The sequence below is a fragment of the Haloarcula sp. HT12 genome (assembly GCF_055271655.1).
The window spans coordinates 170,576-188,485 of sequence record NZ_JBUXKW010000005.1; the positions used below are offsets into that span (position 1 = coordinate 170,576).

At 66.2% G+C, this 17,910-nt stretch carries 19 protein-coding genes; 10 read left to right on the forward strand and 9 right to left on the reverse strand.

Annotated features, from left to right (window positions below; all coding sequences use genetic code 11):
* Positions 1-27 precede the first annotated feature (27 nt).
* Positions 28-750: a Yip1 family protein gene (locus ACY9XZ_RS17215; protein ID WP_463458257.1), complete on the reverse strand. Its 723-nt coding sequence runs from the start codon at positions 748-750 to the stop codon at positions 28-30.
* A gap of 98 nt (positions 751-848) precedes the next feature.
* Between ACY9XZ_RS17215 and pth2 the strand changes: the two genes are divergently transcribed.
* From pth2 to psmB, 3 genes are all read left to right on the forward strand, one after another.
* On the forward strand, positions 849-1,187 hold the full coding sequence (pth2, locus tag ACY9XZ_RS17220; protein ID WP_463458258.1) for a peptidyl-tRNA hydrolase Pth2: 339 nt from the start codon (positions 849-851) through the stop codon (positions 1,185-1,187).
* 69 nt (positions 1,188-1,256) lie between these two features.
* The gene (gene psmA / locus ACY9XZ_RS17225) at positions 1,257-1,991 is read left to right on the forward strand and encodes an archaeal proteasome endopeptidase complex subunit alpha (RefSeq protein ID WP_463458259.1); all 735 of its coding nucleotides are present in this window, start codon (positions 1,257-1,259) and stop codon (positions 1,989-1,991) included.
* Positions 1,991-2,683, forward strand: coding sequence for an archaeal proteasome endopeptidase complex subunit beta (gene psmB / locus ACY9XZ_RS17230; protein ID WP_463458260.1), 693 nt, complete (start codon positions 1,991-1,993; stop codon positions 2,681-2,683). The genes psmA and psmB overlap by 1 nt, the downstream gene beginning before the upstream one ends.
* Before the next feature lie 65 nt (positions 2,684-2,748).
* Here psmB and ACY9XZ_RS17235 read toward each other — a convergent pair whose 3' ends face one another.
* The 5 genes from ACY9XZ_RS17235 to tenA form a co-directional block, all read right to left on the reverse strand.
* A complete protein-coding gene (locus tag ACY9XZ_RS17235) occupies positions 2,749-3,144 on the reverse strand; it encodes a universal stress protein (RefSeq protein WP_463458261.1) in 396 nt (131 codons plus the stop codon).
* Positions 3,145-3,228: 84 nt separating this feature from the next.
* On the reverse strand, positions 3,229-3,357 hold the full coding sequence (locus tag ACY9XZ_RS17240) for a hypothetical protein (protein ID WP_463458262.1): 129 nt from the start codon (positions 3,355-3,357) through the stop codon (positions 3,229-3,231).
* Positions 3,354-4,862, reverse strand: a complete 1,509-nt coding sequence (locus tag ACY9XZ_RS17245; RefSeq protein ID WP_463458263.1) for a sodium:solute symporter family transporter — start codon at positions 4,860-4,862, stop codon at positions 3,354-3,356. The genes ACY9XZ_RS17240 and ACY9XZ_RS17245 overlap by 4 nt, the downstream gene beginning before the upstream one ends.
* A complete protein-coding gene (locus tag ACY9XZ_RS17250) occupies positions 4,863-5,627 on the reverse strand; it encodes a TenA family protein (RefSeq protein WP_463458264.1) in 765 nt (254 codons plus the stop codon). It abuts the gene before it with no gap.
* Positions 5,624-6,283, reverse strand: coding sequence for a thiaminase II (tenA, locus tag ACY9XZ_RS17255; protein ID WP_463458265.1), 660 nt, complete (start codon positions 6,281-6,283; stop codon positions 5,624-5,626). The genes ACY9XZ_RS17250 and tenA overlap by 4 nt, the downstream gene beginning before the upstream one ends.
* A gap of 122 nt (positions 6,284-6,405) precedes the next feature.
* Here tenA and ACY9XZ_RS17260 point away from each other — a divergent pair, with 122 nt between their 5' ends.
* Positions 6,406-7,329, forward strand: a complete 924-nt coding sequence (locus ACY9XZ_RS17260; protein WP_463458266.1) for a thiamine-phosphate synthase family protein — start codon at positions 6,406-6,408, stop codon at positions 7,327-7,329.
* A 22-nt stretch (positions 7,330-7,351) separates the two neighbouring features.
* Here ACY9XZ_RS17260 and ACY9XZ_RS17265 read toward each other — a convergent pair whose 3' ends face one another.
* A complete protein-coding gene (locus tag ACY9XZ_RS17265; protein ID WP_463458267.1) occupies positions 7,352-8,323 on the reverse strand; it encodes a C-terminal binding protein in 972 nt (323 codons plus the stop codon).
* Positions 8,324-8,481: 158 nt separating this feature from the next.
* Between ACY9XZ_RS17265 and ACY9XZ_RS17270 the strand changes: the two genes are divergently transcribed.
* Entirely contained in the window at positions 8,482-9,888 is a 1,407-nt protein-coding gene (locus tag ACY9XZ_RS17270) for a short-chain fatty acid transporter (RefSeq protein ID WP_463458268.1), read from the forward strand.
* 76 nt (positions 9,889-9,964) lie between these two features.
* The gene (locus ACY9XZ_RS17275; protein ID WP_463458269.1) at positions 9,965-11,314 is read left to right on the forward strand and encodes an MFS transporter; all 1,350 of its coding nucleotides are present in this window, start codon (positions 9,965-9,967) and stop codon (positions 11,312-11,314) included.
* 16 nt (positions 11,315-11,330) lie between these two features.
* Here ACY9XZ_RS17275 and ACY9XZ_RS17280 read toward each other — a convergent pair whose 3' ends face one another.
* On the reverse strand, positions 11,331-11,459 hold the full coding sequence (locus ACY9XZ_RS17280; RefSeq protein ID WP_268812806.1) for a hypothetical protein: 129 nt from the start codon (positions 11,457-11,459) through the stop codon (positions 11,331-11,333).
* Between the two features lie 145 nt (positions 11,460-11,604).
* Here ACY9XZ_RS17280 and truD point away from each other — a divergent pair, with 145 nt between their 5' ends.
* The 4 genes from truD to ACY9XZ_RS17300 all read left to right on the forward strand — a co-directional run bounded on the left by truD (position 11,605) and on the right by ACY9XZ_RS17300 (position 15,394).
* Positions 11,605-12,981 (forward strand): tRNA pseudouridine(13) synthase TruD, encoded by a 1,377-nt coding sequence (gene truD / locus ACY9XZ_RS17285; RefSeq protein WP_463458270.1) that lies wholly within the window; start codon positions 11,605-11,607, stop codon positions 12,979-12,981.
* Positions 12,982-13,052: 71 nt separating this feature from the next.
* Positions 13,053-13,748 (forward strand): phosphoribosyltransferase, encoded by a 696-nt coding sequence (locus ACY9XZ_RS17290; protein ID WP_463458271.1) that lies wholly within the window; start codon positions 13,053-13,055, stop codon positions 13,746-13,748.
* 387 nt (positions 13,749-14,135) lie between these two features.
* Positions 14,136-14,798, forward strand: a complete 663-nt coding sequence (locus ACY9XZ_RS17295) for a ribonuclease H (RefSeq protein WP_463458272.1) — start codon at positions 14,136-14,138, stop codon at positions 14,796-14,798.
* A gap of 335 nt (positions 14,799-15,133) precedes the next feature.
* Positions 15,134-15,394 (forward strand): hypothetical protein, encoded by a 261-nt coding sequence (locus ACY9XZ_RS17300; protein WP_463458273.1) that lies wholly within the window; start codon positions 15,134-15,136, stop codon positions 15,392-15,394.
* A gap of 105 nt (positions 15,395-15,499) precedes the next feature.
* Here ACY9XZ_RS17300 and ACY9XZ_RS17305 read toward each other — a convergent pair whose 3' ends face one another.
* Positions 15,500-17,752 (reverse strand): NADP-dependent malic enzyme, encoded by a 2,253-nt coding sequence (locus tag ACY9XZ_RS17305; protein ID WP_463458274.1) that lies wholly within the window; start codon positions 17,750-17,752, stop codon positions 15,500-15,502.
* Positions 17,753-17,910 lie beyond the last annotated feature (158 nt).

Sequence of the window (17,910 nt, forward strand, 5' to 3'; positions counted from 1 at the left end):
CGGCCGGAAGCCTAAACTCCCCGATTCTCAGGAGAGGACCACGGGCAGCGTCGCGGCGACGACAGCGACGGCGACTGCGGCGTACCTGCTGATCTCGTGGACGGCTCGGAGGCCGCCGGCCCAGACGTACGCTTGCCAGGCTGCGGTCCCCACCTGTATCGCGAGGAACACGAGCCCGGAGAGGCCGTTCTGCAGGCTCCGCACCTGTTCGAGCAGCATCTCCGGCGAAGACCCGGAGAGGTCGGTGCTGGCAGCAAACAAGACGAGTGCAGCACCGCCGACGGCAACGCCGACGACGGACGGGAGCAGCCCCCACGCGGTTATCTCAGCCGTCTCACCGAACTGCCCGGAGCCGCCGGCCATCTTTGCGCCGACGTACAGGAGGACAACTAGTCCGATCCAGACGACGATGAGGCCGATGAACAACCCCGGCAGGACCTCGGTCGCCTGGTCCCAGATGAGGGACCCGACTTCGACAGTTCTCGTCGCCGGTTCGTCACAGCCAGACACGGTTATCTCGCCGATACCGCCGTCATCGCACATCTGGTCCGGCGGCCGTGCGGGGTTGTCTACCTCTGTAGTCCCGGTGAACTGGGCCGCGAACAGCCGGAGCGCGACGCCGAGAACGACTGTTACGGCGACGGCGATACCGAGGGCGAGACCGCCGCCACGGACGCCGCTCAGCCTGTCGCGGCGCTGTTCGAAGAACGCGCCCGGTCGCAGGAGGTACGTTCGGATGGTGGAGGGCATCTCCGGGGTGTGCTCGGCCACGGCGTATGTACTCTGTGGTATGTGCAACCGTGGAGGGAGTCCGACGGGAGTTTAAGTACGGGTGGCCATATACTCGTATGAAGCAGGCTATCGTCGCGCGGGCCGATATCGGCATGGGCGAGGGCAAGCTCGCCGCCCAGGTTGCCCACGCCTCGCTGTCGGCCTACGAGGACGCCGGCCCGAAGCCCCGCAAAGCCTGGAAGGGCGCGGGGCAGAAGAAAGTCGTCCTGAAGGCCACCAGCGAGGCCGAGCTGTTCGAACTCGCCGACGTGGCCGAGCGCGAAGGCCTGCCGCATGCGGTCGTCCGGGACGCCGGCCACACACAGCTCGACCCGGGGACGGTGACGGCCCTCGCCGTCGGCCCCGCCGAGGACGAGCTGGTGGACCGCGTCACCGGCGACCTGCCGCTGTTCTGAGGGCAGCGGTGCGCGATACGGTTATATAAGAGCAGCCCTAACCTCAGGTGAACAACAACACCACACATCATGCAAGGAAACGAACAACAGGCCTACGACCGCGGGATCACCATCTTCTCCCCGGACGGACGCCTCTATCAGGTCGAGTACGCACGAGAAGCCGTCAAGCGCGGAACCGCGAGCGTCGGGGTCCGCACAGAGGACGGCGTGGTCATCGCCGCGGACCGCCACGCCCGGTCGCCGCTCATCGAGCGCGACAGCATCGAGAAGATCCACGAGATCGACTCCCACGTCGGCGTCGCCAGCGCGGGCCACGTCGCTGACGCCCGCCAGCTCATCGACGTGGCGCGCCGCCAGGCGCAGGTCAACCGCCTGCGCTACGACGAGCCGGCCTCCGTCGAGTCGCTGACGAAGGAGATCACCGACTACATCCAGCAGTACACCCAGACCGGCGGCGCACGCCCGTTCGGTGTGGCGCTGCTCGTGGCCGGTATCGAGGACGGCGAACCGCGCCTCTTCGAGACTGACCCCTCGGGGACGCCCTACGAGTGGCAGGCAGTCGCCATCGGCGGCTCCCGCGAGGACATCCAGTCGTTCCTCGAAGACGAGTACGCCGAGGAGATGGACCTCGAAGGCGGCATCGAACTCGCGCTCCGGGCGCTGGCCTCGGTCAACGAGGAGGGCCTCGACGCGACCGGCGTCGACATCGCCACCATCGACGTGGAAAGCGAGCAGTTCGAAAAGCTCGCTGAAGACGACATCGCGGAACGGCTTGAAGAGTTCGAGCTCGGAGGTGAGAACTGATGTACGACCCTGAGAACCGTCTGACCGACGCCTACGAACCGGAAGTCGGCAATCTGCCGAACGAAGACGGCGGCCGTGACGAGGAGAACGTCGTCAAGACCGGGACGACCACCGTCGGCATCTCGACGGAGAACGGCGTCATCATCGCGACGGACCGGCGTGCCTCCCTCGGTGGCCGCTTCGTCTCGAACAAGCAGGTCCAGAAGGTCGAGCAGATCCACCCGACGGCCGCGATGACGCTGGTCGGCAGCGTCGGCGGGGCCCAGTCGTTCATCCGCTCGCTTCGCGCGGAGGCCGACCTCTACGAGGTCCGCCGGGACGAACCGCTCTCGATTCACGCGCTGGCGACGCTGGCGGGCAATTTCGCCCGCGGTGGCCCGTACTTCGCCATCAACCCCATCGTCGGCGGCGTCGACGAAGCGGGCAGCCACGTCTACAGCGTCGACCCCGCTGGCGGCGTGCTCGAAGACGACTACACCGTCACCGGCTCCGGGACGATGGTCGCAACGGGGACCATCGAAGGGCAGTACGACCCCGAGATGAGTCTCGAAGAGGCCCGTAGTCTGGCGATTCGTGCCGTCAACGCGGCGGCCGAGCGTGACACCGGCTCCGGCAACGGCGTCGTCCTCGCCGAAATCACCGACGAGGGCGTCGAGATCGACGCCTTCGACGACTACGAGTCGGCCGAATAAAACCCGGCCATACCCGTGGCCGACGCGGCTCTTCGTTTTCTCAGCAGTGACCGGCCAGCCGCTGCTCACTCCCGCGGCACGACCCGCATCGGGTAGTCAGATTGCCGCATGATGTCCTGTGCGACGCTGCCGAAGATGAGCCGGTCGGTCTGGCTGCGCTTGCGGACGCCGATGACGAGTTCGTCGGCGTCGACCTCCTCGGCGATGTCGAAGATGTCCGTCGCCGGGCTGTTCCCCCGGATTATCTGGTAGGTTTCGACGGATACCTGGTCGCCCAGACGGTCCGAGACGACTTCGAGCGCGGCCTTCCCGTCGGCGACCGCTTCCGGTTCCGTGCTGTCGCCACCCGGCTGTGAGTTGACCGCGTAGACGCTGTCGTCCGGGTCGAGGACTCCTTCGAGGTACGAACACAGCGTTTCGCTGACTGTCTCGGAGTTCGTCGCGAGCACGAAGGTCTGCATGTGCGATATTCCGCACCCCATCATGATAAGTATGTGTCTTGTTACCATGAATGACTCTCGTTTTCAGGCTCTTACCGTGGCGGACTACTCGGTCAGGACCAGCCAGCCGACGGCGAGGAACACGGCGATGACGAGCAGAATCGATCCCCAGGCCAGCGCCGCGAACGCTGTCGACCCGAGTGCCGCGAGAGGGAGGATGGCTGGCGGAGTCATTGCTCAGTCCCCCCGTCAGCCACCGGGTCGTCAAGCGCACGGACCTCCCGGCCGAGGCTGTCGAGATCGGCATCGGCCCCGCCCAGCAGCGTCGCAACCACGGTGAGGGCTGCCGAGACGAGCGTCGCACCGGCGAAGGCGAGCAGGAACGACGGCGCTGGCAGGGCGCTCCCGACGCCCGGTATCGTGGCGACGAGACCGCGGAGCGACGGGAAGTAGGCGAATCCGACGAGCAGCCCCGCGATGCCCGAAACCATCGCGCCCGGCCCGGTGAGTCGCTCGGTGTAGAGGCCGGCCAGGAACGGCACGAAGACGCCAGCGGCGAGCAGGTCTGCCGTCAGGAACAACTGGAGGACGCTGTACCCCTGTGCGCCGATGAATATCGCGCCGAGGGCGACGGCGACAGTCAGCCCGCGGCCGCCGAGCCAGAGGGTCCGCTGGTCAGGGTCGTCGAGCAGTCGGGCAAGGTCGGCGGTGACGACGCTGGCGATGGCGTTGAACATCGTGTCGGCCGAACTCATCACCAGCAGGACGGCGAGGACGACGACGGCGAGGGTCACCCATGTCGGGAACGCCTCCGCCAGCACGAGGAAGAAGGCGATGCTCGCGGAGCCGGATTCGGTGAGTCCCAGCCCCGCAGCGGCGATGCCGAACAGTCCGGACAGCAGGAGCATCGGCACGACGACGACGGCGGCGATACCCATGCCGCGCCGCAGGGCACCCTCGCCGTCGGCGGCGTACACCCGCTGCCAGACGCCCTGGTTCAGCATATTCGCCCCGAGGAGAGCGAAGGCGACGTACAGCCCGAACTCCAGGCCGGGGCCGAACCCCGGGTCCAGCAGCGTCGGGTCGGCCGACACCACTGTCGCGTGGAGTTCGTTCGCGCCGCCCAGCGAGAGCAGCGCGCCGCCGAAACCGACGGCCAGCAGCGGCAGGATGACCAGCGTCTGGACGGTGTCGGTGACGATACTGGCGAGCAGGCCGCCGTAGGTCGTGTAGACGAGGACGAACCCGCCGATGAGCAGCGAGGTCTGCCAGAGCGGCACGTCCGCGACGAGCGCGAGCGCGCCGGCGATGCCGGTCATCTCCGCGGCGAGGAAAATGAACATGTAAAACACCGAGACGAGCAGGACGAGCACGTACATCCCCGACCCGAAGCGGGCGTAGGCGAACTCCGTCAGCGAGTGCCCCGCCGGCATCACCTCGCGGATGCGAGCGCCGACCGGAATAAAGAGGAGGAGCGGAATCGCGCTGCCGATAGCGTAGCCCAGCACGGCGGGCAAGCCGCCGAAAGCGGCCCCGGCCTCGGCGGGGCTCAGCAGTATCCAGACGCCCATCATCGACGCGATGACCGTCGCAGCGAGAGTCCCGCTGCCGGCCGAGTCGCGGGCCGAGACGTACGTCTCCACCGAGTCGATGCGACCGCGCGCGGCGAAGAGACCGACGCCGGTGAACACGAGGACGGTCGCCGCAGTCAAGCCGAGGACGACAGCCGAGGAGACCATCTACGGGCTCACCCCGTGGTCGGCTGTAGCCCGAGCCCCCTCGTAGGCCGTCTCGAAGAACTGCCGTTCGAGTGTGACCGTACGGTCGAACAGCGACGCGACACGCGCCTCCCGGCGGGGCGAAAGCGCCGGCCCGACGGCGTCGAGTTCGCGCCGCAGCCAGTCGACGAACGCGACGAAGGAGTCGACGGCGTGGAGGTCCACCCATTCGCCGAAGTAGAACGGCAGTCCCATCCCGGCGCTGGGCAGGTCGTCGCCGTCCGCGTCGCCGTGGCGCTCGGCGACCGCCGTCGCCCAGGACTCGTAGATCCACTCGGCGGGGACGAGTACGGCCAGCGTCTCGGCGTAGCCGCCCTCTCTGGCGGCCCGGCCCAGGAGGTCGACGAACGCCGCCGTCGTCGACGACGGCTCCGGGGCCTGCCAGCGCGACTCGTCGACGCCCAGCGCGGCGAAGGAGCGTTCGAAGTAGTCGTCCTCCTCGTCGGTCACGGTATCGAGGAACTCGACGAGGCGACGCTTGGCGGCCATGTCCGGGGCTTGCCCGACTGCGTGGCCGAACGTCCCCACGAGTTCGTCGACGAAGGCGTAGTCCTGCACCAGATACGCGGCGAAGGCGTCTTCATCGAGCGTGCCGGCCCCGAGTTCCTCGACGAAGGGGTGCTCGACGGCCCCGTCCCAGTCCGGCTGACTCCGCTCGCGGAGCCACTCGGTGAATCGGGGGTCGGTGACGCGGTCGGCGTAGGCTTCGTACGTCTCGGCCGTCATAGCTCCCACCCCTCCTGCGTGTAGGCCATGTCCCAGAACCGGTGTTCCAGTTTCGCGCTCGTCAGAAATGCGTCCTCCATGGCGTCGTGTTGCCCGGGATACCGCTCGCCGCAGCGGTCGACATAGGCCCGACACCAGCCAGTCGCCTCCCGGAAGTCGTCGCCGGTGTACATCTCGATGAACGGCGTGTACCGGTGCTCGCCGTCGGCCAGGTCGTCCATGTGCTCGGCGACGTCGAGATAGCCCTGCATACAGGGGTACAGCGCGGCGGCGATCTCCGCCTCGTGGCCCTCGTAGGCCGTCCGGACGAGGAAGTTCGTGTACGCCAGGCAGGTCGGGGCCTTCTCGGTCGACTCCAGCTCCGACCGGGAGATGCCGTACTCCGCCGCGAACTCCCGGTGGAGGTCCATCTCGGTGTCGAGTACCTGGTGGGCGACGCCGAGCAGGTGCGTCATCGTCGACTCCTCGCGGGCCGTCGCGCCGGCGAGGGCGAACAGCCGCGCGTAGTCCTGTAGATACCGGTAGTCCTGTTTCACCCAGTGCTCGAACGCCGCCTCGTCGAGCGTCCCCGCTGCCAGTTCCGTGACGAACGGATGCCCTTTCTGTGCCGCCCAGATGTCGTCGCCGATGTCGAGCAGGTGGTCGCTGAACGCCATTGGTAGTCGACACAACACGGCCCACCGTATTATATCCTACTCATACAACCAAGTTATATCCCGAGAAACGAGACGCATTCGGCCGGCAGGGTACTTGAGGCTGGGGCGTTTCACGCATAGCAATGACACTGCAGTTGCCGAGCGAGATCGTGGTCGAGCGGTTCCTCCCGACGGCCCGGGCGATGCTCGCCACGGAACTCGACGAGAAGGGGTGGACCCAACAGGAGATCGCCGACCAGCTCGGGGTGACACAGGCCGCGGTGAGCAAGTACGCCAGCGGCTCGGTCACCGTCGAGGAGCGCTTTCGCGAGGACGCCCGGATGCGACAGACCATCGAACGAATCGCCGACGGGCTGGCCGCGGGTGAGATGGACGAGTACGCGGTGCTTGGCGAACTGCTCGCCCTGGTCCGGGAGTTCGAGGACCGCGGCCCCATCTGTGCGGTCCACGAGGAGGAGATGCCGGCACTGCAGGGGATGGGCTGTGACCTCTGTGTTCGGGGGACGGATACCGCCGTGAAAGCGGAACGGGCCGTGCTGTCGTCGGTCCGGCGAGCCACGCGGCTGCTGGCGGACAGCGCCGCCGTCGTCGCCGCGATTCCGAACGTGGGGATGAACGTCGGGATGGCGCTGCCCGACGCCGAGGACGCGCTCGACGTGGCGGCGGTCCCCGGCCGGATCCACGACCTGCGAGGGCGGGTCAACGTCCCGTCGAACCCCGAGTTCGGGGCGTCGGAACACGTCGCGCGGACGATACTGACCGCGATGGCCGTCGACCCCTCGCGCCGGGCGGCGCTCAATCTGAGTACTGACGAGACGGTCCTCGACGCCGCTCGCGAACGAGACATCGAGCCGCTGGCGTTCGACGCCGACTACGAGGACAGAGACGACCGCCTCGAAGCGGCCTTCCGCGACCGGGGCGAAGTCCCCCGCGTCATCTATCACAACGGCGCGTTCGGTATCGAGCCGATAACCTACATTTTTGGTGAGTCGGCCGTTGAGGCCGCCGAACTCGCGGTCGAACTCCTCGACGCGGCCGCCGCGTGAACCGTCTCCGTCGCCGAGACCGTCAGAACCACCCGGTCTCGGGGTCGATGGGGTTCTCCGGCGCTTCGCCACGCAACACCCGGACGACGTCTTCGGCCACCGTCTGTGTCAGTTCGACCCGGGACTCCTCGGAGTACCACGCGACGTGGGGGCTACAGACGACGCTGTCGAGGTCGTGCAGCGACGATTCTCCGGGCGGTTCCGACTCGCGCACGTCCAGTCCGGCCCCGCCGAGGTCACCGCTGACGAGCGCGTCGTACAGCGCCGTTTCGTCGACGAGCCCGCCCCTGGCCGTGTTCACGAGCAACGCGTCCTTGCGCATCCGGTCGAGCGCGTCCGCGTCGATCAGCCCCCGCGTCTCGTCGGTCAGCGGCGCGTGCAAGGAGACGATGTCCGAGTCGGCCAGCAGCGTCTCGAACGTGACCGACTCGACGCCGAGGTCGCCCATCCGGTAGTCGGGCACGTACGGGTCGTAGGCGACGACGTCCACGTCGAAGCCCTGGAGCTTCGCGGCGAACCGCCTGGCGAGTTTGCCGAAGGCGACGAGGCCGACGGTGCTGCCGGCGAGGCGATGTATCGGCTGGCCGACCGACCACTCCCACTCGCCGTTCTTGACCGACCGGTCGAACGTCGGTATCTTCCGCAGGCAGGCGAGCACGAGCGCGAACGCGTGGGTCGACACCTCCTCGACGGAGTAGTCGGGGACGTTGACTACGGTCACGCCGGCGTCGACCGCCGCCCGCACGTCGATGTTGTCAACGCCGATGCCGGCCCGGCCCACGACTTGGAGCGAGTCGGCGGTGTCGACGACCTCGGCCGTGACCTGTGTGCCGGCGTCGACGATCAGCGCGTCCGCGCCGTCCACTGCGCGTGCGACCGCTGCCGGCTCTTTCGCTTCCGTCGTTTCGACCGTCGCGTCGACCCCGTTCAGTACCGCCGTTCGTGTCTCCCTGTCCATCACCTTGGTGTCGGAGACGACGACTCGGTATGACATACGCCGGCTTGCCGCGGACGCGAAATAAAATCACCCGCCACGGCCGGTTTCAGTCACCTGTGTCGTGCCACGGGACTGTCTGTACAGCGACGAGCGGGGGGCCACCGGCGAAATAGCAGCAAACTTTTATGACATATTCGGGAGGACGTGGCAAGCGCATGTCGACCAATGACACAGGAGAGACAGTCCTCGAACGTATCGGCTACCGACTCTCCGCGTGGGTGGAACGGTGGATGCCCAGCCCGTTCCTGTTCGCGCTCATCCTCAGCTACGTCGTGTTCCTGGCTGGTATCGGCCTCACCGGCTCCGGCCCCGTCGACATGGTCGGGTTCTGGTACGACGGCTTCTGGGCCTTCCTGACGTTCTCGATGCAGATGGTCCTCATCCTGATGACGGGCTTCGTCGTGGCGTACCACCCCCGCATCAACGTCGGTATCCGCCGGTTGACGGAGATTCCCAACACCGGGAAACAGGCGGTCGTCCTCGTCGGCCTGTTGACGATGCTGCTTGGCTGGGTTCACTGGGGGCTGAGCCTCATTCTCGGCGCTATCTTCGCCCGGGAGATGGGCAAGACCGCCCACGAAAACAACATCGACGTCCACTATCCGGTCCTCTGTGTGGCCGGCTATCTCGGACTCGGCCTCACCTGGCACTGGGGGCTGTCCGGGTCCGCGCCGCTCCTGCTCGCGACGGAGGGCAACGAGTTCATCCAGCAGGGCGTCATCGACGTCGTCGTCTCCGCGTCGGAGACCATCTTCCATCCCTACGGTCTCATCCTGACCGGCCTGTCGATAGCCTACGCGCTCGTCGTCCTCTACGTCATCACGCCGACCGGCGACCGGGCGCGTGGTATCACGCACTACATTCCCGAGGAAGACCTGTTCGAGGCGGCGAGTGACGGCGGCGTGGAGGAGACGGCGGCACCGCAGCAACAGGTCCCGGCCGAACGCATCAACCACAGTCGCGTGCTGGGCGGGATTATCGGTCTGACCGGCATCGCCCTGGTCGTCTCACAGTTCGTCCAGTCCGGCATCGACGCGCTCGGGCTGAACATCGTCAACTTCGGCTTCCTGACGGTCGGCATCTTCATCTACATGGACCCACAGACCTACCGGGAGAAGTTCGGCGAGGCCGCGACCGCCGCGTCGGGCATCGTGTTGCTCTTTCCCTTCTTCGCCGGTATCCAGGGCATGATGGCGTCCTCCGGGCTGGCGCAGTTGATGGCCGGCGGGCTCATCTCGCTGTCCACCCCCCAGACGTTCCCGGTCATCGCCTGGCTCGCCGGTGCGACAGTCAACATCTTCGCCCCCTCCGGCGGCGGCGAGTGGATCATTCTCGGGCCGCCGATTCTCGAAGCCGCCCAGAACCTCGGCGTCCCGGTCGGCCAGGCGACGATGGCCTACGCCGTCGGCGACGCCCACACGAACCTCCTCAACCCCTTCTGGGCGCTCCCGCTGCTCGCCATCACCCGCATCAAGGCCCGGGAGATGTTCGGCTACGCCATCGCGATGCTGCTCGCGCTCACGCCGTTCCTGGCGGTCGTCCTGTTCGTGCTCCCGTACTGAGCAGGGTGTACTCCGGGCGAACCGACCGATTGCCCCTTTTTCCAGCATTAAGACCCCGGGGAAACTGTATCCGACAATGGCAACTGAGACAGGGACCGACGAGGACGTGGACCTGCTCGACTCCTTCCGGCAGTTCTTCGCGCTGGAGCGGGACGTGCTCGTCCTGTCGCTGTCGATGCTGGCGTTCAGCCTCGCGTTCCAGATGACCAGCCGGTACATCCCCGAGTACATGCGGATTCTGGGGGCCAGCGCCGGCGTCATCGGCCTGTACGGCAGCGTCGGGAACTTCATCAGCGCGGTGTACCCCTACCCCGGCGGCGCGGTGTCGGACCGCATCGGCTCGCGACTGGCGCTGACTGCCTTCGCGACGCTGGCGACGGTCGGCTTCGGCATCTGGTATCTCGCCTCGGTCGTCGGTGACATCACGCTCGGCGGGACGACACTGCCGGCCTGGACGTTCGTGTTCGTCGGGCTCTTTCTCGCACAGGCCTGGAAGTCCTTCGGGCTGGGTGCGACCTTCGCCATCGTCAAACAGAGCGTCCCGCCGGGGCGGCTAGCGATGGGGTTTGCCAGCACGGAGATGTTCCGCCGCATCGGCTTCCTGCTCGGGCCACTGGCCGCCGCGGCGCTGCTCGCGACGACCGGGACGTTCGTCGACGGCTTCGGGCGCGTGCTGCTGCTCGCACTGGCCTGTGGTATCGTCGCGACCGTCGCCCAGCACGTCCTCTACGACGCCAGCGAGGACACGCTCGGAAAATCCTTCGAGGGCATCGACCAGGTTCTCGACGACCTGCGAATGATGCCGGCGACGCTCCGCCCGCTGCTGGTCGCAGATACGCTCGTCCGCTTCGCCAACGGCATGGTGTACGTCTTCTTCGTCATCGTCGTCACCGAGTTCCTGTCGGTGGGATTCACCGGCTTTGGCGTCCAGCTACGCCCCGATGCCTTCTTCGGCGTCCTGCTCGGCGTCGAGATGGTCATCGCCATCATTTCGATGGCCCCCGTCGCGAAACTCTCGGAGTGGGCCGGCCTCAAGCCCGCCGTCGCGCTGGGGTTTCTGGTGTACGCTGCGTTCCCGCTGTTGCTCATCTTCGCGCCGGCGGACCAGTGGGTGCTGGTGCTGTTGTTCGCGTTCTCCGGCCTTCGCTTTGCCGGTCTGCCCGCCCACAAGGCGCTCATCGTCGGGCCAGCGGAGCGGGACGCCGGCGGCCGCGTCACCGGAACGTACTACCTGATTCGGAACACGCTGGTCATCCCCAGCGCCGCGCTGGGCGGGTGGCTCTACGGTAGCGAGTGGGCGGTGGCCGTCGGCGATGTCGCCATACAGGCCGGTCCGGAACTGGCCTTCGGCGTCGCTACGGTCGTCGGCCTCGTCGGCGTCGGGTACTTCATCGCCTTCGGCCGCGAGTTCGAGGCCTACCAATAAATCCGCCACACTGTGCCTACCACTCGTCTCGCGGCGGGAACTCCTCGCCACAGCGCGGGCAGTATCGCATCGGTGCGCGGCCTTCCTGGCCCTCCCTGTCGAACGTGATCTCTCGTCCGCAGCTCTTACATGCTAGCTTTGGCATCGTGGTGGTCTCCGGTCGCCAACACAGCCACGACCTACTCGGAGATAGTATGTGTGCCGTGATAACACTAGGTGCCGGGTTCGATGTGGAAGATAGCGAGCCCGCAAACGCCAACCATAAGCGCCGACCCACGAACATCCAGTCAATGCAAGCGGCCCACCCAATCGAGCGGGCGGTCGGCATGGAGTACTACGTCAGCGACGCCGACGGGGTGGGCGGCCGCCTCCGCGCCTCGCCCGCAGACTTTCGCGTCCGGGAACTGGAGGCGTTCGACACTGAACCGGTCGACGCCGACACCGGCGCGTATCCGCATCTGGTCTTCCGGGCGGAGCTACGCAACTGGGAGACCAACGACTTCGCCAGCAAACTCTCCGACCGGCTGGGCATCTCCCGCGAGCGGGTGTCGTGGGCGGGGACGAAGGACAAGCGCGCGGTCACGACCCAGCTGTTCTCGGTGAAGGGGGTCGCGGCCGAGGATCTGCCGGAGATCGGCGGCACGGACATCGAGGTCATCGGTCGCGCCGGTCGCCCGATTCTCTTCGGCGATCTGGCGGGCAACGCTTTTGAGATCGTCGTTCGGGACACCGAGAACACCGACAGCGCTGCCAGCGTTGTAGCGGACCTCCAGGCGTTCGCCAACGGGGCCAACGCGATGAACGACAGGGAAGACGATCCTACACTGCCGGACGGCGAGACGACGGTCGGCGTCCCGAACTACTTCGGCCAGCAGCGGTTCGGGTCGCGCCGGCCGGTCACCCACGAGGTCGGGCTGGCGATTGCCCGCGGCGACTGGCGAGAGGCGGTCCTCGCCTACGTCGGGAACCCCCACGAACGCGAACCGGAATCGACACAGGAGGCGCGGGCGTACGTCGACGAGACCCACGACTGGGCCGGCGCGCTGGACAAGTTGCCCGGCGCGCTAGGCTACGAACGCTCTATCTGTCACCGGCTGGTCGAGAACGGGGCCAACGAGCCAGACGATTTCCGCGAGGCGCTGGAAGCGCTGCCGTCGAACCTCCAGTCGCTGTTCGTCAACGCCGCCCAATCGTACGTCTTCAACCGCATCCTCTCGGAGCGGCTGGAACGGGGGTTGCCGTTCGACCGACCCGTCGAGGGCGACGTGGTCTGTTTCCGGGACAGCGACGCGCCCGAGGACTTCCCGATTCCGGACGCCGACCGGACCCAGCAGGTCACGGAAAAGCGGCTGCCGACCGTCGAGCGTCACTGCGAGCGCGGCCGGGCCTTCGTCACTGCGCCGCTGATCGGGACCGACACCGACCTCGGCAGCGGTGAGCCGGGCGCTATCGCCCGCGAAGTCCTCGACGACGTCGGGCTCGAACAGAGTGATTTCGACCTCCCCGGCGCGTTCGACAGCGACGGGACGCGGCGGGCCGTCCTGCTCCGGACGGCCCTCGGCGTCCAGCGCGACGACGCGGACCTGACGTTCTCCTTCTCGCTGCCGAAAGGGAGCTACGCGACGGTCCTGCTCCGGGAGTTCCGGAAGGGCGACCCGGACGCGTAGCGTGCCGCTCCGGGTTCGGTAACCGCCGCGGAATATGCAACGGTTAAGTCCGGCCACACACGCCATCTCGTATGGGCGAGCTACCGGACGAGTTCTCGTGTACCATCACCGACTGGGAGTACATCTACGGCCTCTGTCGAGACGTGGCCGACGACGTGAAAGCCGCGGAGTTCGAGCCCGACGTGGTCGTCGCGCTGGCACGGGGCGGCTGGTTCGGCGGGCGCTGTCTCTGTGACTTCCTCGGGCTGGACGACCTGGCGAGTCTGAAAGTCGAGCACTACGTCGGGACGGCGGCGAAAGGCGAGGAAGCACAGATCAAATACCCGCTGGCCGACGGCGCGGTCGAGGGCAAGGACGTACTGGTCGTCGACGACATCGCCGACACCGGCCAGTCTATCGAGACGGCCGCCGAATGCGTTCGCGACCGAAACCCGAGTAGCGTCCGGACGGCGACGCTCCAGTTGCTCCAGACCAGCGACCACGAACCGGAGTTCGTCGGCGAGCGCCTCGACGAGTGGACCTGGGTCGTTTACCCATGGAACTTCGTGGAAGACATGGTCGAACTCATCGCGGGCGTCATGGAAAAGAGCGACCAGCGGACCCACACCGAAGACGACATCCGCCAGCTACTGCGGGAGTATCACGGTGTCAGCCGGACGGATTTAGAGATCGCACAGCCGAACCGACTGGGTGAGGTCACGACCGAGATGGAGCGACGCGGCGTCGTCGAGTCGGCCGGCGACGGCTGGCGACTCGCCGACGATTGAGCAGAGCAGACGAGTAGCCCGGCAGGTGCTGCTTGAATCGCTAGTCTCACCGCTCGCGATCCCTGTGCTCCTCCGCTAGCCACAATAAAAATACGGTTATCGACGGGTGCGGCCGTCGTCCCGGACGTACTCTAGCGCGCTGACGAACAGCTCTTTGTCGACCCGACCTTCTGACTCTTCGAGTCGTTCACGAATTTTCGTTGGAGTCATGTGTATTGATAACATGGAACTACGTCGATATAACTCTTTCTCACCCGCTAACAGATCCGGCGTGGGACACAGGGCTGAAATGGAAGTGGATCGTCCGGGAGGCCGTCCAAACCGCCGTACCGGGACGACCCCCCGTCGAGGGAACATATTTATTATCCTGCTTACCCAACGGAAACTATGGCCGCTTACGGCCGGCCGTCACTTCGAGACCTGTTCGATGAATCACCGACGCCGCACATCGCGCATCCGCCGCGGAGTCACCATCGAGACTTCTACATCGCCACAGACGGGTCGTTCAGACCCCACAACGGCACGACATCACCCGGCAGCGAGTCGAACGGCCCGACAGGCGGGCTGGGTGTCGTCGTCGAAACCCTCGACGGTGAGCGCGTCGTCAGGCTGTCGGTCCCCGACACCTGCCCGGACAACAACGTCGCGGAATACCGGGCACTCCATCTCGGGCTCGACGTATTAGCTCGGCGGGCTCCGCCCAACGCCCGCGTCGGGCTACTCATCGATCACGACCAGCTCGCCGAGAACGTGAACGCGGAGGTGCTGGCCTCTCACGGCTCCGCCTACGACCCGCCACACTCCGTGTCGGTCCCGCCGGCGACAGGACTGCACTGGCGCGGCATCCAGGCACGCATCAACGGGTTCGGCGAGGTCCGTGCCGCGCGGATCTCCGGCGACCGCAACCCCGCTCATCCGCTGGCGAACGCACCCGACCAGTACGCACACGTCAACGGCGAGCCGGACCGGTGTGTCCTCCCTGACGCGCCGACCGTCAACGAACGCGTCCCGCCGCCGTCACGCGCGGAGCGTGGCGGCGCGTCGGACTGATTGACTGGAATCGGCAGTCGCGCCGACCACAGTACCGCATTCTTTCATATCGCCGTCGATAGCACCGCGTAGACGCATCGAACCCCCGCTCGGGACGGGGCTGCAGCAGTTTAGATAGTTACATGCAGCCGCGGATCTGTACAAGACAGCAACCACGGGTAGAAACTATCGGAACTGGTGGCTTCGAGGCGCTCCTACGGTCGCGTTTCACAGTAGATAATCGCTATAACTTATAGAGATGATGAGTTCTGTCACCACGTACGTTCTGGGAACGTCACACAGACCAAATTTTATGTATTAGAAACCGGATAGTATACAGTGGGAGGTGAGTTACGTTGAGTACCAGAACTAACGGACCGGACGGTTTCAGCGGACAGTACGCCGAGCAACTGTTGCCGCGTCAGTCGCCGACGCGTCACGACCTCGTCCTCGCCGTCATCCCCGCGGTGTTCGCCCTCACGCTCGTCGCCGCGGTCGTTCTGGGCCTCTCAATTCAGGCGGCAATCGCCGGCGCATCACTTGTCGGCGCAGTGGCCGTCATCGATGCGCTCTTCGTCCACCCACCGACCCGCGGTCGACGGCGAGGCGATACGTGACATCGCGTTCCGGCGACAGGCCTGAACGCTGAGTTTTTCTGACGGGTAACTCCGTCTCAGTTCGAAAAAAGCAGTCGTCGGTACGTTCAGATCGAGCGGCGCTCGTTACTCCTGTTGAGCGTCGACGACGGCGACGCCCGCGAGGTTCACGATATCTTTGACCTCGTCGCCGCGCTGGAGGACGTGGACCGGCTTGTCCATGCCGACGAGCATCGGTCCGATAGCCTCAGCGCCGCCCAGTCGCTGGAGGAGTTTGTAGCCGATGTTCCCGGCTTCGAGGTTGGGGAACACGAGGACGTTTGCGGGGTCGTCGAGTTCGGAGAAATCGTAGGTGTCGGTGAGGATGTCCTCGACGACGGCGGTGTCGGCCTGCATCTCGCCGTCGACCGGGAAGTCAACGCGGTCGTCGTCCTGTAGCCGGGACACCGCCCGGCGGATCTTTTTGGTCCCGGGGTTGTCGACGCTGCCGAAGTTCGAGTACGACAGCATCGCCGCTCGCGGCTCGACGTTGAACCGGCGGGCCAGTTCCCCGGTGTGGCGGGTGACCTCCTCCAGCACGTCCGTATCGGGGTCCTGATTGACCGTGGTGTCCGCACAGAAGATGACGCGGTTCTTGAACGTCAGCATGTACACGCCGGCCGCGTAGTCGGCGTCGTCGGCAGTGCCGATGACCTGCAGCGGCGGGCGCAGGGCCGAGGGGTAGTGGTGGGTCAGCCCGGTCAGCATCGCGTCGGCGTCACCCATCTCGACCATCACGCTGCCGAGGTAGTTCCCGTCCCGAATGAGTTCGTCGGCCTCGCGGCGCGTGATACCTTTCCGCTGCCGGAGTTCGTACAGCCGGTCGGCGTAGTCGGCCACGTCGGCCGTCTCGGGATCGACGACGACGGGGTCGAACTCCAGGCCGAACTTCCGGCGCGTGGACTCGATGCGGTCGGCGTCACCGATGAGGACTGGTTCGGCGATGCCCTGTTCGACGAGCTGGTAGGCCGCGCGAATCATCTTCTCGTCGTGGCCCTCCGCGAGGACGACCCGCTTCGGGTCGCTCTTTGCCTTGTTGAGGACGACCCGCATCATCTCGCGGGACTTGCCCAGCCGCGCTTCGAGCTTCTCGACGTAGTCCGTCGTGTCGATCTCCTTTCGCGCCGCGCCGCTCTCGATAGCGGCCTCCGCGACTGCGGGGGTCACCTCGAACAGGACCCGCGGGTCGAGCGGTTTCGGGATGATGTAGTCCGGGCCGAACTGCAGCGGCTGGTCGCCGTAAGCCTTGACGACCTCGTCGGGCACGTCCTGCTTGGCGAGGTCGGCCAGTGCGCGAGCCGCCGCCACCTTCATGTCCTCGTTGATTTCGGTCGCCCGCACGTCCAGCGCCCCGCGGAAGATGAACGGGAACCCCAGCACGTTGTTGACCTGGTTCGGGTAGTCCGACCGGCCGGTCGCCATGATGACCGTGTCGTCGCGGGCCGATTTGGCGTCCTCGTAGGCGATCTCGGGGTCCGGGTTCGCCATCGCGAAGATGATGGGGTCGCTGGCCATCGACCGCACCATCTCCTGGTCGACGATTCCGCCGACGGAGAGGCCAACGAACACGTCGGCTCCCGCCATCGCGTCGGCGAGGTCCCCCTCGGGGATGTCGCGGGCGAACTCCTGTTTGAACCGGTTGAGGTCCTCGTGGGTCGCTCGTTCCTCGGTGATGATTCCCGAGGAATCACACATCGTGATGTTGTCCTTCGAGACGCCGAGCGAGACGTAGAACTTCGCCGAGGCGATAGCGGAGGCGCCGGCACCCGAAAAGACGACGTCCAGTTCGTCCAGTTCCTTGTCGGCGATGTCGGCTGCGTTGACCATTGCCGCGCCGGAGATGATCGCGGTCCCGTGCTGGTCGTCGTGGAACACCGGGATGTCGAGCTTCTCGCTGAGTCGGCGCTCGACCTCGAAACATTCCGGGGCGGCGATGTCTTCGAGGTTGATCCCCCCGAAGGTCGGCTCCATCGCCTGCACCGTCTGTATCATCGCCTCGGCGTCGTCCGTGTCCAGTTCCACGTCGAACACGTCGATGTCGGCGAAGCGCTTGAACAGCACGCCTTTCCCTTCCATGACCGGTTTCCCGGCCTCCGGGCCGATGTCGCCCAGGCCGAGCACGGCGGACCCGTCGGAGACGACGCCGACGAGGTTCCCCTTCGCGGTGTACTCGAAGGCTCGCTCGGGGTCTTTGTCGATCTCCTTGCACGGTGCGGCCACGCCGGGCGAGTACGCCAGTGAGAGGTCTCGCTGGGTGTTGGTCGGCTTCGTCGTCGCGATCTCTATCTTCCCTGGCGGCTCGCTCCGGTGGTACTCCAGTGCGTCCTCGTCAAGTCCCATACACGGAAGTCGAACCCAACTGTAAAAAAGACAAGTTTACCGTCAACGGACGAGCGGTACAACGACAGATGTCGAATACCGACGGATCGCGGTGGGTTTTGACCCGTCTGTGTCCCATCAATTGGAAAATCGGACCGCCCGGACGCGACCGTGGAAAC